Raw genomic sequence first — 24,446 nt, 5'->3', positions numbered from 1 at the left:
ACCGAAGCTGCGGATGCATACCGTATGGTATGCGTGGTAGGAGAGCGTTCTAAGGGCTGTGAAGCATGACCGGAAGGACATGTGGAGCGCTGAGAAGTGAGAATGCCGGTATGAGTAGCGAAAGAAGGGTGAGAATCCCTTCCACCGAATGCCTAAGGTTTCCTGCGGAAGGCTCGTCCGCTCAGGGTTAGTCAGGACCTAAGCCGAGGCCGAAAGGCGTAGGCGATGGACAACAGGTTGATATTCCTGTACCACCTCTCTTCCATTTGAGTGATGGGGGGACGCAGTAGGCTAGGGTAAGCGCGCTGTTGGATATGCGCGTCCAAGCAGTTAGGCCGATGAGTAGGCAAATCCACTCATCACACAAGGCTGAGCTGTGATGGCGAGGGAACTAGAGTACCGAAGTTCCTGATTCCACACTGCCAAGAAAAGCCTCTAGCGAGGAAGAAGGTGCCTGTACCGCAAACCGACACAGGTAGGCGAGGAGAGAATCCTAAGGTGATCGAGAGAACTCTCGTTAAGGAACTCGGCAAAATGACCCCGTAACTTCGGGAGAAGGGGTGCTCACCAGGGTGTCAAAGCCCAGGTGAGCCGCAGTGAAAAGGCCCAGGCGACTGTTTAGCAAAAACACAGGTCTCTGCGAAGCCGCAAGGCGAAGTATAGGGGCTGACGCCTGCCCGGTGCTGGAAGGTTAAGAGGAGCGCTTAGCATTAGCGAAGGTGCGAATTGAAGCCCCAGTAAACGGCGGCCGTAACTATAACGGTCCTAAGGTAGCGAAATTCCTTGTCGGGTAAGTTCCGACCCGCACGAAAGGCGTAACGATCTGGGCACTGTCTCAACGAGAGACTCGGTGAAATTATAGTACCTGTGAAGATGCAGGTTACCCGCGACAGGACGGAAAGACCCCGTGGAGCTTTACTGCAGCCTGATACTGAATTTTGGTACAGCTTGTACAGGATAGGTAGGAGCCTTTGAAGCCGGAGCGCCAGCTTCGGTGGAGGCGTCGGTGGGATACTACCCCCGCTGTATTGAACTTCTAACCCGCACCCCTGAACCGGGGTGGGAGACAGTGTCAGGTGGGCAGTTTGACTGGGGCGGTCGCCTCCTAAAGAGTAACGGAGGCGCCCAAAGGTTCCCTCAGAATGGTTGGAAATCATTCGCAGAGTGTAAAGGCACAAGGGAGCTTGACTGCGAGACCTACAAGTCGAGCAGGGACGAAAGTCGGGCTTAGTGATCCGGTGGTTCCGCGTGGAAGGGCCATCGCTCAACGGATAAAAGCTACCCCGGGGATAACAGGCTTATCTCCCCCAAGAGTCCACATCGACGGGGAGGTTTGGCACCTCGATGTCGGCTCATCGCACCCTGGGGCTGTAGTCGGTCCCAAGGGTTGGGCTGTTCGCCCATTAAAGCGGTACGCGAGCTGGGTTCAGAACGTCGTGAGACAGTTCGGTCCCTATCCGTCGTGGGCGCAGGAAATTTGAGAGGAGCTGTCCTTAGTACGAGAGGACCGGGATGGACGCACCGCTGGTGTACCAGTTGTTCCGCCAGGAGCATAGCTGGGTAGCTACGTGCGGACGGGATAAGTGCGGAAAGCATCTAAGCATGAAGCCCCCCTCGAGATGAGATTTCCCATAGCGCAAGCTAGTAAGAACCCTGAAAGATGAGCAGGTAGATAGGTCCGAGGTGGAAGTGTGGCGACACATGGAGCTGACGGATACTAATCGTTCGAGGACTTAACCAAGAACAAAACGCATAGGCCAAACAAACATTATCCAGTTTTGAAAGAATGATTTGACATTCTTCATATAGTCCGGTAACGATGGCGAAGAGGCCACACCCGTTCCCATTCCGAACACGGAAGTTAAGCTCTTCAGCGCCGATGGTAGTTGGGGCTCACGCCCCTGTGAGAGTAGGACGTTGCCGGGCAAGTGAAACCAGTTCAGTAGTGAACTGGTTTTTTTGTGCTTTCATCTCGAAAGAGATTGTATCTATTAAAAGTGTAAAGGAAGCTCACCTGACTGACAGCAGGCATCTCCGATTGGGGAGAAGCAAGGAGGTCAAGGAGGAAAGTGAGGGAAGCACGGAATGTACGATGTACATGAGTACTGAGCGAGCGCGGCCGACGCCGAAATCCGCCGCTTATCGCCGGTCGGGTTCCGAACACGGAAATTAAGCTCGCGCGCCGATGGTAGTTGGGGCCGCGCGTCCCCTGTGAGAGTAGGACGTTGCCGGGCAAGTGGAAACCAGTTCAGTAGTGAGCTGGTTTTTTTGTGTTTTCAGGGCATCATGAAGATGCAAGAGAAATGAAAATGGCTTAACAGAGGGGTAGTTTTCAAAGATTTTGAGGAGAAAAAGCAAAATATATCCTAAAAAACTACGTTAGCTAGTCATTTTTGATGGGGAGGAGATAGATGGGCTTTATTTATTACCTACCAATCCGTGATTTTAAGATTTAAGGGCGAATTCCTTCTATTTAAGGGCGAAAACACCTCATTTAAGGGCGAACGGGTATTTTTAAGGGCGAACAACTAAGGTTATGGGCTAAATCCGAGGTCTATGGGCGATAAATCTCAGGTAAGGGCGAGAACTGCCTGCCGAGCAGATACCCACTTAGGACCAAGCCTGTGATAACTCCAGCCTAGCTAATTCAAGCTAACCTACGAAGGAATCCGAGTTTACTAGAATCCCTTCTGCTTCTCCATATAATTCCGTCCTCCTGCCTATAAAGGTAAATTGGCTTTACGCACAAAAATAAGGTACACTTTAATAATAAAATATTAAAGCATGGTGAATGACTGTGACGGAGTATCAATTATTATGTAAGAACGAACAGGAGACGAGGCAGCTTGCTGAGGAGATTGGCAGACGTCTTGTTCCGGGTTCAGTAGTGGCGCTTGAGGGTGACCTTGGTGCTGGCAAGACAACCTTTACAAAGGGAATCGCTAAGAGTCTAGGCGTGACACGGACAGTGAATAGTCCAACGTTTACGATCATGAAACAATACAAAGGAAATATGCCGCTTTATCATATGGATGTATATAGAATTGAGAATGAGGATGAGGACTTCGGCTTTGAGGAGTTCTTCGAAGGCGATGGGGTGACCATTGTGGAATGGGCTCATTTAATTAAGACACAATTGCCGGATGAGCTGCTGACCTTGTATTTATATCATGAAGGGGATGAGCAGCGCAGGATCAAGGCTGTACCCCAAGGTGAATTTTATGAAAAGTTGTGTGAGGAGATTTTTTAAATGAATGTATTAGCCATTGATACATCGACGAATGTTCTTGGAGTGGCTGTTGCTAATGAGCAAGGAATTATCGGTGAGCAAATAACTTATACAAAGAGAAATCATTCTGTACGGGCGATGCCCACTGTGGAAGCACTGCTTAAAGAGTGCGGGATGAAGCCTGCTGACCTTAACAGGATTGTCGTCGCTAAGGGGCCTGGTTCCTATACAGGTGTGCGTATTGGCGTGACGATTGCGAAGTCACTAGCCTGGAGTCTGGGTATAGAGCTCGTCGGTATTTCAAGCCTTGAGGCGCTTGCGCTGAATGGGCGTTATTTTAACGGTTATGTGTGCCCAGTATTTGATGCACGACGAGGCCAGCTGTACACGGCGCTTTTTAAAGCGGAGAATGGGAAGATTACACGGATACAGGATGACCAAAATGTACTTGCGAAGGACTTCGCGGATGGATTGAGGAGACTAGATGCACCGGTTCTCTTTGTTGGAAGTGATGCCTCCATTCATGAGGAAACGTTCAAGGAGGCATTGGGAGACAGGGCGTTGCTTGCACCAGAGCCGCTTCATCATGCTCGCGCAGGTGAGCTTGCGATGCTGGGAATGCAAAGACCGGCAGAAGAGATTCATTCATTTGTACCGAATTATGTGCGTTTAGCGGAAGCAGAGGCGAAATGGTTAGAAGCTCAAGAGAAACAGAGGGAAGAATGATGACCAATCATACAGTGATGTTTCGGGCAATGACACTTGAGGATTTAGATGATGTGATGGAGGTTGAGCATGCCTCCTTTACTCTGCCATGGAGCAGGGAAGCCTTTTATAACGAGCTGGTGAACAACCAGTATGCCGTCTATCTTGTTGTGGAGGACAGAGGCCGTGTCATTGGTTATGGCGGACAATGGGTTATCCTAGATGAGGGGCATATCACGAATATCGCGCTTCTTCCTGCCTATCGCGGCTACGGCCTTGGCGAGGAGCTGATGATTCGTATGATGGGAACGGCGAAAAGCATGGGCGTTAAGCGAATGACCCTTGAAGTAAGGGTAACGAATCATGGTGCACAGAAATTATATCGAAAAATGGGATTTCAAGAAGGCGGTATCCGAAAGAATTATTACACAGATAATATGGAGGATGCCTTAGTAATGTGGGTGGAATTATGGTAAAAAAGGATCAATTAATTTTAGCAATAGAAACAAGCTGTGATGAAACAGCAGCTGCAGTGATTAAGAATGGCCGGGAAATCCTTTCTAACGTGGTTGCCTCTCAAATTGAGAGTCATAAGCGCTTTGGCGGCGTCGTCCCGGAGATTGCCTCCAGACATCATGTGGAGGCTATTACGGTCGTCGTGGAGGAAGCCTTAGAGCAGGCAGGCATCACGTGGGATGAGATTGATGCAATTGCTGTGACAGAGGGACCAGGTCTGGTAGGTGCCCTCTTAATTGGCGTGAATGCAGCTAAGGCGATGGCATTTGCTCACGGCAAGCCGCTCGTGAATGTTCATCATATTGCCGGTCATATTTATGCGAATCGAATCTTGACAGAATTCCAATTCCCGCTGCTCTCTCTCGTCGTTTCAGGGGGACATACAGAGCTTGTGCTAATGAGGGAGCATGGTTCCTTTGAAGTGATAGGGGAAACACGTGATGATGCTGCGGGAGAGGCATATGATAAGGTGGCGCGCACGTTGAAGCTTCCATATCCGGGTGGTCCTCATATTGATCGCCTGGCCCATGAAGGGGAGCCGACGGTGAAATTACCGAGAGCATGGCTTGAAGAGGATTCCTATGATTTCAGCTTCAGCGGCCTGAAGTCTGCTGTCATCAATACACTTCATAATGCCTCCCAAAAGGGAGAAACCATTGCGCCTGAGGATCTCGCTTGCAGCTTCCAGGAGAGTGTGATTGATGTTCTTGTGACCAAGACATTGAAGGCAGCAGAGCAATACGGTGTGAAGCAAGTATTACTTGCCGGCGGAGTAGCCGCCAACAAAGGATTGAGAGCAAGACTCGAAGAAGCCTTTGAAGGCAAGAAGGAGATTGAATTAATCATCCCGCCATTATATTTATGTACAGATAATGCGGTCATGATTGGGGCAGCCGGAAGCATTGCCTATGAGCAAGGCAGACGTGCTGGTATGGATTTAAATGCAAATCCAGGGTTAGATTTAGAATAATACACAAAAGAAGAGCCGCTGCTAAATCAGCGGCTCTTTCTTTATCCCCAAGTATTAGTGGTCAAAAAATGCAGAAAGTTCTAAAATGATTGTGGATAACTATGGGTTATGCACATTTTCTGTGGATAATACTTTCGATATCTGTGGATAATGTGGAAAAATAGGTTGAATACCTGATATAGTTATGAACTGTCTGTGGGTAAATATGTTGATAAAAAACGGGCCATGGACAGGCCCGTTTTAGGAGTCTTGGAGAATGGTCCATTCCTCCATTAATTCTTCCATGGTTGTTTCCGTCGTTGTGAGCTGTCCTTGGATTTCTAATGTTTTTTCGTGATCCTGATAAACCTCAGGGTCACAAAGCTGCTCATTATATTCAGCGATTTTTTCCTCGAGTGTTTCGATTGCTGCTTCAATTTCTTCAATGCGGCGCTGCCGCTTTCGGTTTTGCTTTTTTAATTCTTTATCCTCTTGATAGGAGGACTTTTCCACAGTCTGTTGATTGGCTTGCACCGCAGGTTTATTCTCAAGCTCTGCCAGTTCAGCAAGCTCCCGCTTTTTCTCGACGTAATAGTCGTAATCCCCAAGATATTCAACCGTGCCAGCTGGCCCCATCTCAATGACTTTGTCAGCAATTCGGTTGATGAAGTAGCGGTCATGGGAAACGAATAAAAGGGTGCCGGGATAGTCGACAAGAGCATTTTCTAAGACGAGCTTGCTGTCGAGGTCCAAATGGTTTGTCGGCTCATCGAGGATAAGCAGATTGGCCTTTTGCATCATCAGTTTTGAGAGGGCAAGCCTTGCCTTCTCACCGCCGCTCAGGGTGGAGACGGTCTTCATTACATCATCGCCGCTGAAGAGGAAGTTGCCGAGGATGGAGCGAATATCCTTTTCTTGGCTCATCGGGTAGTCATCCCACAGCTCATTGAGCACAGTCTTATTGGATGAAAGATTCGCCTGTTCCTGGTCATAGTAGCCGACCGTGACATTAGCGCCGAATTGGAACTCGCCGCTGATGGCAGGGAGCTTGTCCGTGATGGTCTTAAGAAGGGTTGATTTTCCGATTCCATTCGGACCGATGAGGGCAATGCTTTCACCGCGTGTGATGCGGAAATTAATCGATTTAGCTACAGGCTCTTCATAGCCAATAGCGATATCGTTTGCCTGTAATACCTCGTTTCCGCTTTGCTTCTCTATTTGGAAGGAGAAGTTAGCAGACTTTTCGTCACCTTGAGGGCGGTCAAGCAATTCCATGCGCTCAAGCTGCTTCTGACGGCTCTGTGCCCTCTTGGTTGTGGACGCACGTGCGATATTTCGCTGCACGAAATCCCTTAGCTTGGCAATCTCATCCTGCTGCTTTTCAAACAGCTTCTGGTTGCGCTCATATTCCTCTGCTTTTTGGACAAGGTATTTGCTATAATTGCCTGTATATTTATTGATGGACGTACGTGAAAGCTCCATGACCTGATTGACGACCTTATCGAGGAAGTAGCGATCATGGGAGACAATTAAGATAGCGCCAGGATAGGATTGCAAATATCCCTCAAGCCAGGATAGCGTATCGATATCAAGATGGTTTGTCGGCTCATCGAGAATCAATAAATCAGGCTTCGTCAGCAATAGTTTTCCAAGGGCAAGCCGTGTCTTCTGTCCGCCGCTCAATGAGCTGACAGGTGTAGCATAATCGTAATCGGCAAAATTAAGACCATGCAGGACGGAGCGAATATCATTTTCCATCTGATAGCCTCCGGCATTCTTGAATTGCTCCTGCAAATGATCATAATCCTTCAATATTCGCTCATAACGGGTGCTGTCATGATAGATTTCAGGGTCAGACATGGATTTCTCCAAGGCGCGCAAGTCTTCCTCCTGCTTTTGCAGATTGGCGAACACCGTCAGCATCTCATCCCAGATGGATAGGTCAGAATTCAAGCCTGTATGCTGGGCAAGATAGCCGATTGTAGTTCCCTTTGGCATGAAGATATTGCCGCCATCATGCGAAAGCTGACCAGCGATAATCTTCAGGAGGGTGGATTTCCCAGCGCCATTGCGGCCAACGAGAGCAATTCGGTCTTTCGATTGCACTTCAAGCTTAATACTGGACAAAATTGCTTCTGCACCATAATATTTGGATACATTGTTAACTTGTAAAATTATCATGATTCTCACCTCAAGAAGTACTAGCCTTAGTGTATCTTACGGAGTCTGGGAACCGCAACTGAATAGGACATATGTGAATATTTACACAAACGTTACCACGAAATTGAAATATATTATAAGATAAAGGTAGAGGGGGAATGGCGATGAGTGAATTCACTCATTTCAATGAGCAGGGAAGAGCGAAGATGGTTGATATTGCGCATAAGCCTGAGACAACCCGCATCGCGATAGCGGAATCAAGCATTTTAGTTAAGGAAGAGATTTATGAGAAAATCAGTTCCGGTGAAATGGAAAAGGGTGACGTCTTAGCTGTGGCTCAAGTGGCTGGCATTATGGCAGCGAAGAAAACATCTGATATAATTCCTATGTGCCATCCGATTTCCCTCAAAGGAATAGACATCCGTTTCTTTTGGGAAGCTGAACAAGAACAGAGGCGTCTGCGCATCCAGGTGTCTGTGAAGACGAAGGGAAGCACAGGTGTAGAAATGGAAGCCCTAACAGCGGCCTCGGTTACTGCGCTGACCGTTTATGACATGTGCAAGGCCATTGATAAGGGCATGGTTATTGGAGAAACATATCTAGTTAAGAAGACAGGCGGAGTATCCAGTCCGGATTTCCAAAAACAATTGGACGAGAATAAGCATAGGGGACTCTAATAGTAAGGGAGAAGGGAAAGAAATGTTGCAGGAGAATACAAAAATACCACAAGCGACAGCGAAGCGGCTGCCGCTGTACTACCGATTTATACAGAACTTACATGCCTCCGGGAAGCTGAGGGTGTCCTCAGCAGAGCTGAGTGAGGCCGTCAAAGTCGATTCCGCGACAATCAGGAGAGATTTCTCCTATTTCGGAGCGCTAGGAAAGAAAGGCTACGGCTATAATGTCAATTACTTGCTGTCCTTCTTCCGTAAGACACTTGACCAGGATGAGCTCACTCAAGTGGCCTTGATTGGTGTCGGGAACCTGGGGACTGCTTTCTTGAACTATAATTTCATGAAGAATAATAATACGAAGATTGAAATTGCCTTTGATGTATCGCCTGAGAAGGTGGGAACCTTCATTGGGGACGTGCCAATCTTTGATATGGATGCACTTGAGAGCAAGCTCGCAAACTCAAATATCAAGGTGGCTATTTTAACGGTACCAGCCCAAGCGGCTCAACCTATTACGGACAGGCTTGTGGCAGCAAATGTGAAAGCCATACTGAACTTTACGCCAGCACGTTTAAGTGTACCAGATTCCATTCGGGTACATCATATTGACCTGGCTGTAGAGCTTCAATCGCTTGTTTATTTCTTAAAGCATTATCCTTCTGGTGGAAACGAAGAAATAAAAGAAGACGAAAAAGCAGAAAATCTCGAAGAATAAACTTCGAGATTTTCTGCTTTATTTGCTCTTTGGCTGCTGTTCGTTTTTCATTTGCTTGATCTTGCGGTGGATACCGATAAAGCGAATACCGGATCCGATATCAAGCGTTGCCAGGATGACCAGGAAGTAAGTAAAGAAATCCCAGCCGCTTCTTGTTACATTTTGGACTGCGAAAAAGATAAACACAGCCCCCAGGATGAAATAAATCGTTGCCATATACAACGGTGATCGTCTCATAATAAACCTCCGATAAAACTTTGTGCCTTCTCCATCTCTTTGATTAAATCACCTGAATAGGTGGAAAGGAGGACAACAAGTGTATTCATGCTAACGTGCGCAATGATTGGCACAATAATTCTGCCTGTTTTGACATAGAGATAGGCGAATGTGAAGCCCATCGCTGAATAAAGCAAGGTATGCTCAGGCTCGCCGTGTGCAAGTGAAAAGATAACTGAGCTGATTAAAGCGCTAAGGAAGAACCCAAACCGCTTATATAATAGTGCCCCGAATAGAATCTTCCGGAACACGATTTCCTCCAAAATGGGTCCAATGACAGAAGTAATTAGAATTACAACTGGAAACATCTCGATTAAGGCGAGGATATTCTTTGTGTTCTCAGATTCTCCCTTAATGTTGAAAATCTGCTGTTCAATCGTACCCGCAACAGCCTGGGCAATCAAGGCAAGGAAGATTCCTCCGACAGCCCATGCAAGAGAACTGCCAAGCGGCATACGCTCCCACCGTTCCATTTCATTACGCTCATTCCTCAAGAAGAATAACGTAATGATGAGGGCAATGAAGAAGCTGATAATAATCCAATAGACGACTGAATAGATGGCTACTTGATCCTCGGCCACGAAGTTCGGCAGAATCCATCCCATTAGAGGTAGACCGATAATGCTCGATAGCTGCATGGCAACGTATATAAGGACAATCAGCCAATAATTTTTCTTCAAAGACAAAACTCCTTTAATGACAAGTATCCAAATCAAGCGGGCTTAATGTCAGCCCAATACGAAAAAGCTACACCATCATTCTACCCGTTTTTCCCCCTTAGGTACAATTGCAAAACTTTTCCCTTTATATATAACATAATCTGCCCTGCAAAGGGGTATACTAGCCCAAGTGAAAGCGGAGAAAATGACCTTATAAAATTTTCTAAAATTTTCGCTCATATCTCTTGCAAATCAGATAGTCTTTATTTAATATATAAATTGTGTTAGCACTCATACCTAATGAGTGCTAATAAAAATGGAGATAACTTTAAGGAGGTAGTTTTACTTGTTAAAGCCACTAGGAGATCGCGTTGTGATTGAACTTGTCGCACAAGAGGAGAAAACTGCAAGCGGCATCGTGTTACCTGACACTGCCAAAGAAAAACCATCTGAAGGCAAAATCGTAGCGGTAGGCACAGGCCGTGTCCTTGAGAATGGGGAGCGTGTAGGATTGGAAGTATCCGAAGGCGACCACATTATCTTCTCTAAATACGCAGGTACTGAAGTGAAATACGAAGGCAACGAATACTTAATTTTACGTGAAAGCGACATTTTAGCTGTAATCGGATAAGCAAAGCTAATGTCGGTTAAAAAATATCATACTACAAAATTTTGAGGAGGTAATTTACGAATGGCTAAAGACATTAAATTTAGTGAAGAAGCACGCCGCGCTATGCTTCGCGGGGTTGACGCATTAGCTGATACAGTAAAAGTTACACTTGGACCGAAAGGACGCAATGTTGTACTTGAGAAGAAATTCGGTTCTCCGCTTATCACAAACGATGGTGTAACAATCGCGAAAGAAATTGAGCTTGAAGATGCATTCGAAAACATGGGTGCGAAGCTTGTTGCTGAAGTAGCAAGCAAAACAAACGAAATCGCTGGTGACGGTACGACAACTGCGACTGTTCTTGCTCAAGCGATGATCCGTGAAGGATTAAAGAACGTAACTGCTGGCGCTAACCCAATGGGCGTACGTAAAGGAATCGAGAAAGCTGTTTCTGTTGCAATCGAAGAATTACAAGCTATCTCTAAACCAATCGAAGGCAAAGCTTCTATCGCACAGGTTGCGGCAATCTCTTCTGCTGACGAAGAAGTAGGTCAATTGATTGCTGAAGCGATGGAACGCGTTGGTAACGATGGCGTTATCACAATCGAAGAATCTAAAGGATTCACAACTGAGCTAGATGTTGTTGAAGGTATGCAATTCGACCGCGGATATTCTTCTCCATACATGGTAACGGACTCTGACAAAATGGAAGCAGTCCTTGAAAATCCATACATCTTAATCACTGACAAGAAAATTTCCAACATCCAAGAAGTACTTCCTGTCCTTGAGCAAGTTGTTCAACAAGGCAAACCATTATTGTTGATCGCAGAAGATGTTGAAGGTGAAGCGCAAGCAACACTTGTTGTGAACAAACTTCGCGGAACATTCAATGCTGTAGCGGTTAAAGCTCCAGGATTCGGCGACCGTCGTAAAGCAATGCTTGAAGATATCGCTGCATTAACTGGCGGTGAAGTAATCACAGAAGAACTAGGACGCGACCTTAAATCCGCGACACTAGATTCTCTTGGACGCGCTGCAAAAGTTGTTGTAACGAAAGAAACAACAACAATCGTCGAAGGCGCTGGCGAAACAAGCGAAATCGGTGCTCGCATCAACCAAATCCGTTCACAATTAGAAGAAACAACTTCTGAATTCGATAAAGAAAAACTTCAAGAGCGTCTTGCTAAACTTGCTGGCGGTGTAGCCGTTATCAAAGTTGGTGCCGCTACTGAAACAGAACTAAAAGAACGCAAACTTCGTATCGAAGACGCACTTAACTCCACTCGTGCCGCTGTTGAAGAAGGTATCGTAGCTGGTGGTGGTACTGCACTTGTAAGTGTGTACAACAAAGTAGCTGAAATCGAACTAGAAGGCGACGCGCAAACAGGCGTAAACATCGTTCTTCGTGCACTAGAAGAACCAGTTCGCCAAATCGCATTCAATGCAGGCCTAGAAGGATCTGTTGTTGTAGATCGCCTAAAACGCGAAGAAGTCGGCATCGGCTTCAACGCAGCTAACGGCCAATGGGTAAACATGATTGAAACTGGTATCGTTGACCCAACGAAAGTAACTCGTTCTGCACTTCAAAACGCAGCATCTGTTGCAGCTATGTTCTTAACAACTGAAGCAGTTGTTGCTGACAAGCCAGAAGAAAACGCTGGCGGCGGAATGCCTGACATGGGTGGCATGGGCGGAATGGGCGGCATGATGTAACTTCCACAGGACGTGGTGGCTAAAGTCTCGCGGCAGGACGCCGCGGTTTAAGCCTAAGTTCCTCTGTCTACCTCATTCAAAGAAGCATCTCACAAGTTGAAAAACTTGCGGGATGCTTCTTTTGGTTTGAAGGGGTATTCGACAAATATCGGGGAGTGACAGGCACCAAGCCATTTGGCCTGACATACGGGTTACTAATCGGCAAAGTAACTTAATGAAAAGAAACTCACTCTCAGATGTTGCCACATACAGTCCACACACGTGGAGTGTGTCGCGCAACTTATTTTAAAATAAGGCAGTAAGCCCTCTAATGAATTGGGCGCTGCCTTTTTATGTTTCTTTGAATGGATTGACGAAGTTATAATGAATACGAGTGCTTCCATCATTTGTACAGGTTATTTTCACAACATGAATAAACTTTTTATTTGTTGTGAATGTGACGTATGTTAATTGTGAAAATTTTCACATTATATTGAACAGAGCAGTATGATAATTTATAATTTTTATTATGAATTGCTGTGAAAAACAGGTGGATCCTGTCTCACCTGTGTGGTGACATGTTGGAAACCATATCAATAAGAGTTGTACTGCGAAAGAGGAGGAAATGAGATGAAAAAAATCATAACACTACTGCTTATATTTGCTTTACTACTATCTTTTGCTGCTTGTGGAAGCGAAAAAACACAAAATGATTCTGAGAACACTTCAACTGCTTCTCAGAGTGAGAAGAATACAGGGAATGATGATACAGACGAAACAGGTGAAAACGAAAATAAGATTTCCGGTGAACTCGATGACATTATATCTAAAGATGTAGAAGATACTATTGCAGCTCTCAATGTAGAGTACGAGAAGTTGGTCAAAGATATTGATACTTATAAGAAGTATCTGGACAACACAGATAGAATGGAAGCCTTTTATGAAAAGGTGTATGAAGATACAAAACAATTAGGTATCAGAATGCGTGAGTACAGCATAGCTTATGCAGAATTGATTTTGTCCTCTGATACATCGAATGACGATAAGTATGATGAATTTGAGAAAATATATGACTGCATATACGATGACGCCGGTGATGAAATTTACGACAACATTTATGATGGCATCCTTGATGATATATACGATAATTTCTATGCTGGGATTTTAGATGACGCATATGACAATGCACCTTATGACGAATGGTCTGACGCTCGTTCAAATGAGTATGACTTGTGGTCTGATACCCGCTCTGATGTGTATGATGAGTGGTCGGATACTCGCTCTGATGTTTACGATTTTTGTTCAGATATGAGGGGTGAGTTGTGGGATAATGATATCGAAAAAGCTGAGGATGAAATAAAGGATTTCAAAGAAGATGTCGAAAAACTAAAGGGTAATAGGTAGGGCAGTAACGAAAATTCTTAGAACGAGATAAGCAACAACACTTCTACTGGTAATTTAGAAAACACCAATCCTTTCAATGAGCTGATAGAGGGTATGCGCCCCGAATTTAAGGAAGCGATGGATAGGTACGGTGTTCTATGGTGAATACTGTGACTTGAAGGAGAAGTACAATAAAATTCCGACAGACTTGAAGTTACTTGCCGAATATGCCGACATGTTATCAAAACTTTCTGATATGGACGAGAAATTTGCCGTATGGGAAGATGAAAGTATGAATGATATAGAACTTAAGTACTGCTTAAAAGTTAAGAACCGCATAACGTAGAAAATTCTGGAGGTTGCACAATAAAGTTTAGACAAAGGTGCTAAAACGTTTCAATTTGAGATAAAAGAATAGACACTTGATATACAACAGGAGCGGCAGTGGTCTTAGCAAAAACCTACACCGCTAAATGGAATACATAAACGTACGAACATCCCGCGTGTTGCCAATTACACTCCACACATCTGGATTATGTAACCGGTAAAAAGCGATGCATAATAGTTTGCATCACTTTTGGGTATGAACATATAATCATTTATAATTGATTGCTAACATTTTGCTAACGAACCGTAATAAATCAATTTAAATTTAAGTTAAAGATGTTACACTTAATGTTATCAAAACGTTGATTTAATGCTATTCATTACCACTGTGGTGAAACATATTACAGTTTGAAACCATATGGGCGGCATGATGTAACTTCCACAGGACGTGGTGGCTAAAGTCTCGCAGCAGGACGCCGCGGTTTAAGCCTAAGTTCCTCTGTCTACCTAATTCAAAGAAGCATCTCACAAGTTGAAAAACTTGCGGGATGCTTCTTTAGGTTTGAAGGGGTATTCGACAAATATCGGGGAGTGACAGGCACCAAGCCAAAAGGTGTTAGGGATGGGGGAGCAGATTGGTTCGATTGAAGCAGGGAAACAAGCCGATTTCATCCTAGTAGAAACAGATGCTGTTAATATGTTTCCTATCTTTGACCTTTATTTAGCGTTGGTATACTCTGCGAATGCCGGCAATGCAAGAGATGTCTTCATCGCAGGGAAGCGATTGATCGATTTTGATATCAAGCAATTAAGAGAAGAGCTTGCTTTGGCCATGGAACAGTGTGGATTCAATAGCATGGCGTTAAGCAATGGGATAAGAGAGATAATCGAATGATCGTCCTCTCTCTTTGATTAGTTTCTCCAAATAAGAGCGTATATCCGAGGGGATATACGCTCTTGTTAATGTGATTATTTGTTATATAGTTTGATTTATTTTATGTTTTTGTAGATAATAAAATTTAATTTTAACTCAAAATAAAATATTATGTCAATAATAAATTTGCTTATTTAGTAAAAAATGTTATAATAGTCTTACAGTTGTTTATTATCCGTATTTCAAATTCCGTTGAACCGTGTGAAGATAGAATTTGGATACGTTTTTTTATATCCTTTTATAAACGGAAGAAAGAAGTCAAACAATTGTGTGAGCTTTAAAATTCTCGGTAACCAAGTTTTTATTCTCAAGGAGGACTTGAATAATGAATCTGATCAATAAGAAAGTTACACACAAGCGTTTTGGCATGGGAAGTATCGTTAAGCATAATGATTCTAGTATTGAAATAAATTTCGAATCAGAAAATAAACTATTTGTTTTCCCTGATGTATTTGGAAAGCACTTAAAAATACATGATAAGAGTGATGCGGAGTCACTCGAGAAAATTATACAAAAGAAAGAAGATGAACGAAGAGAGGAAGAATGGAAAAAGGAAGAGGAAAAAAAGCTGCAGCAAAAAAAACAAGAGCTTCGAATAGAACACGAAAAACTAATGAAAAATCATAAGCTCCATCCTGAATCACAAATGGTTTTTTGGTGTGATAAAGAAGAGAGAAATCTTGCCCTTTCAGAGTGGAGAGTCTTTTCAGGGGTCATAAAAAGTGGCCGTAACAAGGGGAATCCGAACAAGCCGGTCCGCCTGCACCAAAATAGTGCGGTCCTGTTAACGGCAATCGACCCCGGCATGCCTGAAAAAGACAGACGTATTTTAGGCGTCTATATGGTAAATGAAAAATTTATCGGCAAGCTTTGTAAGGATGGGACTATTCCTGCTCATTCCAAATACAGAATCCAGCTTACCGAAGAGGAGTCAGATCAGCTTCGCTTCTGGGAGTATTATGTTAATCAAAAATCTCCGGATAAAATGACATGGAATACAGGGAAATACCGTTATTTCGATAATTTATGGATGGCTCAAATCTTGCTTGATATCATTTCATTGAAAAGGGATCCAAATGAGCGAGAGCTGGCACAACAATTTTTTGACCATTATTGTAAAATGAATCAGATAGCTGAGCAGGAGATACCAAAGCGGAATGGCGTATTAATGCGTGCTTAGAAAACTAAATGAATGGAGAGAAGCTTCTCATGAGTTCAAGTAACTTGTGGGAGGCTTCTTTTTTTTGACCTCGTACAGTTGGTTATTTTACAAAAAAAGGATTGTCTGCTGCTTTATCGAATAGTACATAAAGGACCAAAACTACACTTCGAGAGGTGAATGAATGATGAAAAAGAGAAAGGGTCTGTACGTCATATTAATATTGATTAGTGTTGTTCTTCTGTCATTTGCGAATGGTCAACCGCTTAGTGAAGCAGGTGCAGCTAAAGGGAATTCAAAGGTAAAGGATTTTAAGGTGGAAGAATATTTTAAGGATATTAACGGGACATTCGTATTGCGGGATTTGAGAAATGAGAAGACCTTTGTGTATAACAAGAGCCGAGCTAATGAGCGATTTGCTCCTCAATCTACCTTCAAGGTGCCAAATTCATTGATTGGGCTCCAGGTTGGAGCGGTAGAGGATGAATATGATATTAAGTATTGGGATGGAATCGAAAGGGAAATTCCGGTCTGGAATCAGGATCATGTGCTTGGGTCTGCCATGAGGAATTCTGTCGTGTGGTATTATCAGGCGATGGCGCATGATATAGGGATGGATCGAATGGATGAATGGGTGCATAAGATATCTTATGGAAACGAAGATATCAGCGGAGGAATTGATCAGTTCTGGTTAAGCAGCTCGCTTAAGATTTCGCCAGTAGAGCAGGTTGAATTCCTAGAAAGCCTTTATAGAGAGGAACTTCCCTTTGACCAGGATGTCATGAAGACTGTTAAACGCATGATGATTCAGGATGAAGGGGATGACTATATCCTTTACGGGAAAACAGGACAAGGGTCCGGCATAGGCTGGTATGTAGGTTTTATTAAGAACGATAAGAGGGCATACAGCTTTGCGGCAAATATTGATGGCACGAGTGCAGATGCTAAGGGGATTACATTGGAAATCTTAGAGAAGTATGGATTGATGGGTGAGTGAGCCTGCTAAAGATCATAAAACCATGGATGGGCCTTATGTCAGCATGAAATAGCCGGCAATGAAGCCGCAATAGTAAGTGATGCTAGAGAGATTGAGAGAAAATATAAATAGGCCGTTACCAGTAATAATAAAAGGCAGAAATGTTGTTAAATACAATATTTCTGCCTTTTGACATCTCTAGTTACATAATTCAAAAGGGATTAGTGGAACAGTCCTCTTGGGTGTATCATTCAGTTATTTATCCTTTAATGAAAGTCCTAAATTATTTGCGATAGTGATGTAGAATTCTATCGTTTTATTTTTGTAGTTGATTTTTGTTTTGTTAATCTTCTTAATATTTGATAGTTTATAGTCCGCATACTTTAGGAACAAAGTGAAGGAGGAGTTCTGTAACTGTTCGATAACTGGAATATCAACTTCAAAGTAAGCGATTGAGTTAGAGCCAGGAACAAATTTCAATTCACATTCCAGGTCATTATCAATTCGGTTTCTATCCCGGATGAGGACGGAATTGATTTGCTTTATATTTCTGCTAAAGATTTCTATATGTTGGATAAATTTTTTATCCGCATAATAAGAGTCTAACGCTCTTACATACATAGGAATCTCGAGTAGCTTTTTTTTACCGGATAAGAATGGTACTTCATAATAGGCGATATCATCTTGAATGATGTATTTATTGTACTTATCTCTTTTCATCCAGGTGAACAGTTTGGTGAATTCCTCCGTCCGTCCGTCAACATATAGCTCCATTGCGAGCTTGTATGTCGGATGCTCGATGTGGTCGAGAAAGTTATAGGATAAGTCTTGTGTTGTTTGATACGCCTGTTCAAGCAGTTCAAAGAACTTTTCCTTTTCCGTGGAATTGACGAATGCCATGCTGTCAAAGGTACGCAGGAAATCATATTCATAAATCCGATTGAGTAGTACTTTCTCTTGATGAACAGGAAGATGTTGGTCTTTAATGTGTTGAATTACTTTTAAGTCAGAAGCTCTTTTATCAAGAACACTGGTTACTTTTGTGAGAGATTGATTATTGTCGTCCAAACGATTTACATAATAGATCGGTTCCATTGTTGTTGAAACGGATGGACTGTTTAATAGAACATCGAAGAAGAATAACTTATCTTCAGCGAACTTCATTTCAGGAAACCCGATATGGTGGTCATGTAGAAGAGAAGTTCTCATCATTCTAGCATGTGGTCCCATATGATAGAAGAAATATGGGATGTCAAAAGGAGACACGCGTCTTCTTTCTTTATTGGATTGCCATTCTCCAATAATGCTTTCGCCATGTGTACTAACTTTTATCGTTTTGCCGACAGCATAGGTGTCTCCTGTTTCTTCTAGGATGTCACTAAGTGCCTTCAAACCATTTGGATGAAACCAATCATCTGCATCTATGAATGAGATGTATTTTCCAGTTGCAAGTTCAATGCCAATATTCCTCGGAATGCCTGGAGTTCCGGTATTTTGGTTGAGGATAACCAAAGATATATTTGGGTGACTTTTTGCGAAATTCCGAATTATTGAAGCGGTATTATCCGTAGAACCATCATCTACAATGATAAGTTCAATCTTTTCAAAATCGAGGCTTTGATGAATAACAGATTCAATCATTTTGCTTATAGATTTTTCGGCATTGTAGGCGGCACATACAACCGTAATCAGTTTTCGTTTTGAAAACAGTTTGTTCTTCAGTGATTGTGGATTATTAATAATGCTTAGTTCTCTAGTTAATAGAAGCTCCATTGCTGAGTGTCTGTAGTTAAATGTTTTCATAGCGGCACCCCTAAATAGGATTTCTTACTTATTTAGCATAAAAGATTGAAAGGTTAATATCAAGTTAATGGAATAAAAGGGTAATTTAGGAATCTGCTTTCTGTTAAAATTTAGAGGATTCCTCTTGCTAGTGTAACTATATAAAGATATTTATTTATCCGATCATAACTACAATCTTGCTGTGCATTTATAGATGAAGATTTCAGGGAGGGGATAATAGCAGGTATTCTGTAATTGTTTAAATGGTATCCCTAATCAAGTACAGCAATCTATGGTTTCAATGAAAAAGGCTTCTGAAAAGGACACCATCTTTTTAGAAGCCTTTTTGCTATGTAACCCAGATAAAATCAAGCACAATTTAAGTCAAAAAAAAAGGAAAAGAAAGCACTTTCGTAGAATGCTTTTTTTCTTTTGGTATACTAGTATGGTAATAGGTATTCCGAGGTATTTCCTTTAGAATGCTGACTTCCGGGAGTGTGAATAGTAGTGAATCGATGGGCAACAGACTGTTATCAACCTAAAGTATTAGATGAATCAATCATGGCTTTTTACCGTCTTCAAGGATTAAATCAAGCTATGTCAGAGAATCGATTTGATACCCACAGTACATATGAGATTTATGTTTTTGAAGAAGGGCATTGTAACTATTTTATTCAAGATGCTATATACGATTTACAGCCAGGGGATATTGTTTTGTTGGATGGATTGACTTTACATAAGGCCAATACACCCTCTCCTGAAACCTATGTGAGGAGTATGGTTCATTTCTCACCGGCTTGGTGGGAAAAGATTATGTCTAGATTGGGGATGCCAAACCTTCTGTCTCCCTTCCAAAAAATGAACACTTGCATACTTAGGACAGGATTTGATGATTCAGGTCAGTATGTGTCCAAGAAAATCAGGTGGCTCGCAGTACAACTGGAAGAAATTCATCGGGAATTTGAATGTACAGGCCAGGTAAATGTCTTATTAAAGGCTGAAATAGAGCTTGAATTTCTTCAGCTCCTCATGAAGATTTATAAAATGAGTGCAAGTCAATATTTTCGAGTTGAGCCAAAAAACATCGAAAAGAAACGGCAGGCGGATAATATTGCCTCATGGATCAATCAACACTATTGTGAAAAAATCAGCTTAGAACGAATCGCGAAAGAGTTAAATCTCAGTAAATACTATATTTCTCATCTTTTTAAAGAGGTGACGGGTTATACGGTCATGCAATATGTGATGGATTGCAGGTTGATTCAAGTAAAGTACTTGCTAGAAATGCAGCCCAATCTGCCGCTTGAGGATATATACATATCCACTGGCTTTGAAAGTGCCGCTCATTTTAGCCGCTTCTTTAAAGAAAGAATGGGAATGACACCAACTAGTTACCGGAAAATGAAGTCTGGGTCAAAATTTGTCCATTTATGCTCAACATTGAGCAAAGTATAATGAAATGATTTTAGGAGGTTTTCAGCATGAGTATGAGAGAGCCAGCAATGCTGCAGGAGAATCAAATTGAATCGAATGTAGCTCGGCCATTCGGCTTTAGAGATAAATTAGGTTATTTATTAGGCGATTTTGGAAACGATTTCTTTTTTATCCTTACAAGCACTTTTTTAATGGTTTTCTACACAGATATTTTCCATATCAGTGCTGCAACAGTCGGTGTGCTATTTATGATTGCCCGCCTATGGGATGCATTTGCTGATGTCGCTTGGGGTCGTTTTATTGATACACGACCAGCAACGAAGCATGGAAAGTTTAAGCCTTGGATTTTGCGCATGTCATTCCCGCTGGTTATTACAGGGGTATTGATGTTCACGACAATACCGGGCATGTCTAACGGCTTCTATCTAGCATGGGCTTTCGTGACATATATTGTTTGGGGGACTTTATACAGTACGGTTAATATTCCTTATGGATCAATGGCTTCTGTTATTTCAGCTGATCCGGTTGAACGCACAACACTTTCTACTTGGCGCACAATCGGTGCATCATTGGCAGGTCTTCTTATCGGTGTTTTAGGACCAATGATTGTATTCGTGGATAACAAAATCAGTGCAGACCGTATGTTCATGACAGCAATTGTCTTTGGGGTATTGGCGATTTCTTGTTATATCGGCTGCTATAAACTGACTACAGAGCGTATTGCAGTACCAGTAAAAGAAATTGAAAAAGGTGCCTTCCTTCGTTCAATCAAAAGCTTAGTGACAAATAAACCATTCTTATGGATTTTGGCAGCATCACTGATGATCATGGTCACACAATTCATTACTCAAGCAGTTAATACGTATTTGTTTAAAGACTATTTCAGTAATGCATCTGCTTTAAGCTTAGTTTCACTTATCCAAATGGCGGCCATGTTCCTTACGGTTCCATTGGTAAAACCGTTAGTAGCAAGATTCGGGAAAAAGGAAGTGTCCGTTGTTGGGGTAGGAGCTGCAGCTGCTGTCTTTACCCTGTTGTATTTCCTAAAAGGTCTAACCGTAATGCCATTTATCTTTACAATGGCACTTGGTATGGTTGGTATGGGCTTCTATAGCTTCGTAAACTGGGCATTCATCTCAGATGTTATTGACTATCATGAATACAAAACATCCTTACGTGAAGATGCAACCGTTTACTCAATAGTCTCTATGTCGCGAAAAGTAGGCCAGGCATTGGCCGGCGGAATTGGCGGTTTTGCGATTGCGGCTGTTGGCTATGATGCGACAGTTGGAACGCAGCCACAGGAAGTGCTAAATGGCATTCACATGTTAGGTACATTGGTACCAGGAATTCTATATGGACTAGTTGCACTTATCTTATTCCTGTATCCACTAAATAAAAAAAGAACACTTCAGCTTGCTGCGGATTTAGCCGCAAAAAGGGAATTTACGAAAAAATGATCCAAACATTTGGGACCGGTGAAGATGTGGGAAAGGCTTAATGTCTTATCACATACAAACCGGTCTAATGTACATAATGATGATAGATGGAGGAAGTAAGAATGGTGAATTTAAAAGCAAAACCATTTCATTTAACAGATGAAGCGATTAAATGGGTAGAAGATATGATTGCAGAGATGACGATTGAAGAAAAAATCGGTCAGTTATTCGTCAATATGGGAGCAAGCCGTGATGAAGAGTATTTAAAAGGCGTGTTAAATGACTATCATATCGGTGCAGTTCGTTACAATCCAGCTACAGCTGAACAAGTATATGACCAAAATAAAATCCTGCAGGAAAATAGTAAAATCCCTCTATTAATTGCGGCAAATACGGAGAGCGGTGGAAATGGAGCTTGCATAGACGGTACGTATGTGGCCAGTCAAGTGAAAATCGGCGCAACAAATGATCCCGAATATGCATATGAAATGGGGAGAATTTCAGGAGAAGAGGCAGCTGCTATAGGCTGTAACTGGAGCTTTGCGCCAGTTGTTGATATCGATATGAACTGGAGAAACCCAGTAATCTCTACTCGTTGTTATTCCAATAAGGCAGAGCAAGTCTTGGAATACTCTCTAGAATATATGAGAGGTATTATGGAGAGCGGTATAGCCCCAGCTGCTAAGCACTTCCCTGGAGATGGCGTAGATGAAAGAGACCATCACTTATCATTTGCTCCTAATACTTTAACAGTAGAAGAGTGGGATAACACATTCGGGAAAGTTTATGGAGGATTAATTGAAGCGGGATTACCATCTATCATGTCAGGACACATCGCTTTACCGGAGTATGTCCGTCACTTTAAACCAGATGCGACTGTCGAAGAGTTAGCTATGCCGTCAAGCTTGAATGGCATCGTATTACAAAACCTATTGAGAGATAAATTGAACTTCAATGGAGTAATCGTAACAGATGCTTCTCACATGGTAGCGATGACATCTGCTATGAAGCGCAGTGAAATGCTTCCTGCAGCGATTGCGGCTGGCTGTGACTTGTTCTTATTCTTTAATGACCCAGAGGAAGACTTCAATTGGATGATGGACGGATATAAAAAAGGAATCATTACGGATGAAAGACTTGAAGAGGCTTTAACACGTATCTTAGGATTGAAGGCTTCTTTAGGGCTGCATACAAAAGCGAAGACAGAAATATTACCGCCAAAAGAAGAAGCAATGGCGAAAATCGGAACAGAATCAAATAAGGCTGTTGCACCAGAAATTTCCGATAAAGCGATCACATTAGTGAAGAATAAGCAGGAATTGCTGCCAATCAGTCCAGAAAAGAATAAGCGAGTATTGCTTGTTGAAGTAAAAGGACCAGAATCTGCTTATGGAAAGATTATGGCTGCTATGTCAGGCGGTAAGAAGAAGCCAATTGAATTAATGAAGGAATTACTTGAAAAAGCAGGTTTTGAGGTTGAAATCTATGAATCTGCCATTGATAAAATCTTGAAGCTTCCGCCACAGGAAATGTTAGGGGCCGTCATGAACGTATACGCTCAAAAACGTCCAATTGCTGACTTAACAAATCAGTATGATTTAGTCATAAACATAGCAGATGTACCACCAAGCACAGACCAACGTATCCAATGGAATCCTTCAAAAGGAACTCCAGACATCCCGTTCTATGTTAATGAAGTGCCAACAATCTTTATATCCCTGCAATGTCCATTCCACTTAGCAGATGTACCGCAAGTTAAGACGTATATTAATGCTTATGATAATCACGAGCATACGTTATCGGCAATCGTTGATAAATTATTAGGACGTTCAGAATTCAAAGGTGTAAGTCCTGTAGATGCATTTTGTGGATTTATCGACACGCTCATGTAATGTAAAGGCAGCCGTCTAATCTATATGTGCTGGTCCTTAAACACATAAGGAAGTTAGAAGATCATTTGTAGTAGATGATCTTTCTTCCTTATGTATGTTTAATGAAAATACATAGTCGATTCTCTCTAATAGGAGTGAGACCAATATGTTAAAAACGGTATTAAGATTACCTGGTGAGAATAATAGTCATTATTCCTATCGTGCAATTAAGGAAGGTATTTTATCGCTGGAGTTACACCCGGGTGAACTATTAAGAGTTGGAGAACTATCTGAGACACTTAAAGTCTCAAGTACGCCCATCAAAAATGCCCTGTGGAAATTACAGCAAGAACATCTCATTGAACTAATCCCTCAAGTAGGTACATATGTTTCAAAAATCAATCTAGAGCTAGCTGAGGAAGCGGCTAGCATGTGGTTTGATTTAGAAAAGAAATTTTTAGAAATGGCCTGCAGCCATTTTCCGGCTGATTATCTTCAACAGCTTAAAACAAATGTCCATCTTCAAAACATATTAGTAAATCAGAAATCGGGCTTGCGAAATGAAAAAGAATTGGCAAACAGGTTTTTTGAATTAGATGACCAGTTTCATATGATTATTTTTTGCAGCCATGAAAGAAAGAACACCTGGAAAGCCATTTCGCAAATGGCTTCAAACTATCATCGAATAATCACACTAAATCAGAGTGAGGATTATGTGAAAAGAATGGTAGCCGAACATAATGATATACTCTCCATTCTTGAAAATAAGGAAGTGGAACGAGTAGAGCCGGTTCTTAGAAATCATATTTTCAAGCCAATAGAGAATTGGAGAAAACTTCAAGGGTAATGGATGTGGAAAACTTCCTTCTTTCGTATAAGCTGTTGTGAACTTTTCACGAAACGCATCCAAATTCATTCATCCATATATACATAAAGACGCACAGTCGGACATCTGC

21 protein-coding genes and 2 rRNA genes (1 of these 23 cut by a window edge) are annotated in these 24,446 nt (G+C 42.5%); 19 read left to right on the top strand and 4 right to left on the bottom strand.

Annotated features, from left to right (window positions below; genetic code table 11):
* The 6 genes from AC622_RS18770 to tsaD all read left to right on the top strand — a co-directional run.
* A 23S ribosomal RNA gene (locus AC622_RS18770) occupies positions 1-1,741 on the top strand; it begins 1,195 nt to the left of the window's first position.
* Positions 1,742-1,809: 68 nt separating this feature from the next.
* Positions 1,810-1,926, top strand: a 5S ribosomal RNA gene (gene rrf, locus AC622_RS18765).
* 871 nt (positions 1,927-2,797) lie between these two features.
* Entirely contained in the window at positions 2,798-3,250 is a 453-nt protein-coding gene (gene tsaE, locus AC622_RS18760) for a tRNA (adenosine(37)-N6)-threonylcarbamoyltransferase complex ATPase subunit type 1 TsaE (RefSeq protein WP_049672437.1), read from the top strand.
* Positions 3,251-3,955, top strand: a complete 705-nt coding sequence (gene tsaB / locus AC622_RS18755) for a tRNA (adenosine(37)-N6)-threonylcarbamoyltransferase complex dimerization subunit type 1 TsaB (protein WP_049672436.1) — start codon at positions 3,251-3,253, stop codon at positions 3,953-3,955.
* Positions 3,952-4,410 carry a ribosomal protein S18-alanine N-acetyltransferase gene (gene rimI / locus AC622_RS18750; protein ID WP_231589557.1) on the top strand — a complete coding sequence of 153 codons (459 nt, stop codon included), beginning with the start codon at positions 3,952-3,954 and terminating at the stop codon, positions 4,408-4,410. The genes tsaB and rimI overlap by 4 nt, the downstream gene beginning before the upstream one ends.
* The gene (tsaD, locus tag AC622_RS18745; RefSeq protein WP_049672434.1) at positions 4,404-5,420 is read left to right on the top strand and encodes a tRNA (adenosine(37)-N6)-threonylcarbamoyltransferase complex transferase subunit TsaD; all 1,017 of its coding nucleotides are present in this window, start codon (positions 4,404-4,406) and stop codon (positions 5,418-5,420) included. The genes rimI and tsaD overlap by 7 nt, the downstream gene beginning before the upstream one ends.
* A gap of 240 nt (positions 5,421-5,660) precedes the next feature.
* Here the strand turns inward: tsaD and AC622_RS18740 are convergent, their stop codons facing one another.
* Positions 5,661-7,580 (bottom strand): ABC-F family ATP-binding cassette domain-containing protein, encoded by a 1,920-nt coding sequence (locus AC622_RS18740; protein WP_049672433.1) that lies wholly within the window; start codon positions 7,578-7,580, stop codon positions 5,661-5,663.
* Between the two features lie 143 nt (positions 7,581-7,723).
* Between AC622_RS18740 and moaC the strand changes: the two genes are divergently transcribed.
* Both moaC and AC622_RS18730 read left to right on the top strand, forming a co-directional pair.
* A complete protein-coding gene (gene moaC, locus AC622_RS18735) occupies positions 7,724-8,236 on the top strand; it encodes a cyclic pyranopterin monophosphate synthase MoaC (RefSeq protein WP_049672432.1) in 513 nt (170 codons plus the stop codon).
* A 22-nt stretch (positions 8,237-8,258) separates the two neighbouring features.
* On the top strand, positions 8,259-8,948 hold the full coding sequence (locus AC622_RS18730; RefSeq protein ID WP_049672431.1) for a redox-sensing transcriptional repressor Rex: 690 nt from the start codon (positions 8,259-8,261) through the stop codon (positions 8,946-8,948).
* 18 nt (positions 8,949-8,966) lie between these two features.
* Here AC622_RS18730 and AC622_RS18725 read toward each other — a convergent pair whose 3' ends face one another.
* Entirely contained in the window at positions 8,967-9,185 is a 219-nt protein-coding gene (locus AC622_RS18725) for a YdiK family protein (protein WP_049672430.1), read from the bottom strand.
* A complete protein-coding gene (locus AC622_RS18720) occupies positions 9,182-9,904 on the bottom strand; it encodes a CPBP family intramembrane glutamic endopeptidase (protein ID WP_049672429.1) in 723 nt (240 codons plus the stop codon). Before AC622_RS18720 ends, AC622_RS18725 begins: the two co-directional genes overlap by 4 nt.
* Before the next feature lie 325 nt (positions 9,905-10,229).
* Between AC622_RS18720 and groES the strand changes: the two genes are divergently transcribed.
* From groES to blaOXA, 7 genes are all read left to right on the top strand, one after another.
* A complete protein-coding gene (gene groES / locus AC622_RS18715) occupies positions 10,230-10,514 on the top strand; it encodes a co-chaperone GroES (protein WP_049672428.1) in 285 nt (94 codons plus the stop codon).
* 60 nt (positions 10,515-10,574) lie between these two features.
* Positions 10,575-12,206, top strand: coding sequence for a chaperonin GroEL (gene groL / locus AC622_RS18710; protein ID WP_049672427.1), 1,632 nt, complete (start codon positions 10,575-10,577; stop codon positions 12,204-12,206).
* Between the two features lie 609 nt (positions 12,207-12,815).
* Positions 12,816-13,589 carry a hypothetical protein gene (locus tag AC622_RS18705; protein WP_049672426.1) on the top strand — a complete coding sequence of 258 codons (774 nt, stop codon included), beginning with the start codon at positions 12,816-12,818 and terminating at the stop codon, positions 13,587-13,589.
* Positions 13,590-13,719: 130 nt separating this feature from the next.
* Positions 13,720-13,914, top strand: coding sequence for a DUF6591 domain-containing protein (locus tag AC622_RS21710; RefSeq protein WP_049672425.1), 195 nt, complete (start codon positions 13,720-13,722; stop codon positions 13,912-13,914).
* Positions 13,915-14,517: 603 nt separating this feature from the next.
* Positions 14,518-14,790, top strand: coding sequence for an amidohydrolase family protein (locus tag AC622_RS18695; protein ID WP_049672424.1), 273 nt, complete (start codon positions 14,518-14,520; stop codon positions 14,788-14,790).
* 364 nt (positions 14,791-15,154) lie between these two features.
* Positions 15,155-16,009 (top strand): hypothetical protein, encoded by an 855-nt coding sequence (locus AC622_RS18690; RefSeq protein ID WP_049672423.1) that lies wholly within the window; start codon positions 15,155-15,157, stop codon positions 16,007-16,009.
* A gap of 166 nt (positions 16,010-16,175) precedes the next feature.
* A complete protein-coding gene (gene blaOXA / locus AC622_RS18685; RefSeq protein WP_049673078.1) occupies positions 16,176-16,985 on the top strand; it encodes a class D beta-lactamase in 810 nt (269 codons plus the stop codon).
* A gap of 234 nt (positions 16,986-17,219) precedes the next feature.
* Here the strand turns inward: blaOXA and AC622_RS18680 are convergent, their stop codons facing one another.
* Positions 17,220-18,767, bottom strand: coding sequence for a glycosyltransferase family 2 protein (locus tag AC622_RS18680; protein ID WP_049672422.1), 1,548 nt, complete (start codon positions 18,765-18,767; stop codon positions 17,220-17,222).
* 486 nt (positions 18,768-19,253) lie between these two features.
* Between AC622_RS18680 and AC622_RS18675 the strand changes: the two genes are divergently transcribed.
* The 4 genes from AC622_RS18675 (at position 19,254) to AC622_RS18660 (ending at position 24,337) form a co-directional block, all read left to right on the top strand.
* On the top strand, positions 19,254-20,201 hold the full coding sequence (locus tag AC622_RS18675) for an AraC family transcriptional regulator (RefSeq protein ID WP_049672421.1): 948 nt from the start codon (positions 19,254-19,256) through the stop codon (positions 20,199-20,201).
* Between the two features lie 26 nt (positions 20,202-20,227).
* Entirely contained in the window at positions 20,228-21,640 is a 1,413-nt protein-coding gene (locus AC622_RS18670; protein WP_331456720.1) for an MFS transporter, read from the top strand.
* Positions 21,641-21,741: 101 nt separating this feature from the next.
* Entirely contained in the window at positions 21,742-23,511 is a 1,770-nt protein-coding gene (locus tag AC622_RS18665) for a glycoside hydrolase family 3 protein (RefSeq protein ID WP_049672420.1), read from the top strand.
* A gap of 145 nt (positions 23,512-23,656) precedes the next feature.
* On the top strand, positions 23,657-24,337 hold the full coding sequence (locus tag AC622_RS18660) for a GntR family transcriptional regulator (protein ID WP_049672419.1): 681 nt from the start codon (positions 23,657-23,659) through the stop codon (positions 24,335-24,337).
* The last annotated feature ends 109 nt before the right edge of the window (positions 24,338-24,446 follow it).

The sequence above is a fragment of the Bacillus sp. FJAT-27916 genome, assembly GCF_001183965.1.
In the GTDB taxonomy this organism is placed as follows: Bacteria; Bacillota; Bacilli; order Bacillales; family Pradoshiaceae; genus Pradoshia.
The sequence above is the reverse complement of the archived record's forward strand: the minus strand, read 5'-3'. Positions and strand labels throughout refer to the sequence as shown.

Coding starts and splice junctions, on each gene's coding strand:
- tsaB (WP_049672436.1), top strand. CDS start 3,251: ATGAATGTATTAGCCATTGATACATCGACGAATGTTCTTGGAGTGGCT.
- rimI (WP_231589557.1), top strand. CDS start 3,952: ATGATGACCAATCATACAGTGATGTTTCGGGCAATGACACTTGAGGAT.
- tsaD (WP_049672434.1), top strand. CDS start 4,404: ATGGTAAAAAAGGATCAATTAATTTTAGCAATAGAAACAAGCTGTGAT.
- AC622_RS18740 (WP_049672433.1), bottom strand. CDS start 7,580: ATGATAATTTTACAAGTTAACAATGTATCCAAATATTATGGTGCAGAA.
- moaC (WP_049672432.1), top strand. CDS start 7,724: ATGAGTGAATTCACTCATTTCAATGAGCAGGGAAGAGCGAAGATGGTT.
- AC622_RS18730 (WP_049672431.1), top strand. CDS start 8,259: ATGTTGCAGGAGAATACAAAAATACCACAAGCGACAGCGAAGCGGCTG.
- AC622_RS18725 (WP_049672430.1), bottom strand. CDS start 9,185: ATGAGACGATCACCGTTGTATATGGCAACGATTTATTTCATCCTGGGG.
- groL (WP_049672427.1), top strand. CDS start 10,575: ATGGCTAAAGACATTAAATTTAGTGAAGAAGCACGCCGCGCTATGCTT.
- AC622_RS18705 (WP_049672426.1), top strand. CDS start 12,816: ATGAAAAAAATCATAACACTACTGCTTATATTTGCTTTACTACTATCT.
- AC622_RS18695 (WP_049672424.1), top strand. CDS start 14,518: ATGGGGGAGCAGATTGGTTCGATTGAAGCAGGGAAACAAGCCGATTTC.
- AC622_RS18690 (WP_049672423.1), top strand. CDS start 15,155: ATGAATCTGATCAATAAGAAAGTTACACACAAGCGTTTTGGCATGGGA.
- blaOXA (WP_049673078.1), top strand. CDS start 16,176: ATGAAAAAGAGAAAGGGTCTGTACGTCATATTAATATTGATTAGTGTT.
- AC622_RS18680 (WP_049672422.1), bottom strand. CDS start 18,767: ATGAAAACATTTAACTACAGACACTCAGCAATGGAGCTTCTATTAACT.
- AC622_RS18670 (WP_331456720.1), top strand. CDS start 20,228: ATGAGTATGAGAGAGCCAGCAATGCTGCAGGAGAATCAAATTGAATCG.
- AC622_RS18665 (WP_049672420.1), top strand. CDS start 21,742: ATGGTGAATTTAAAAGCAAAACCATTTCATTTAACAGATGAAGCGATT.
- AC622_RS18660 (WP_049672419.1), top strand. CDS start 23,657: ATGTTAAAAACGGTATTAAGATTACCTGGTGAGAATAATAGTCATTAT.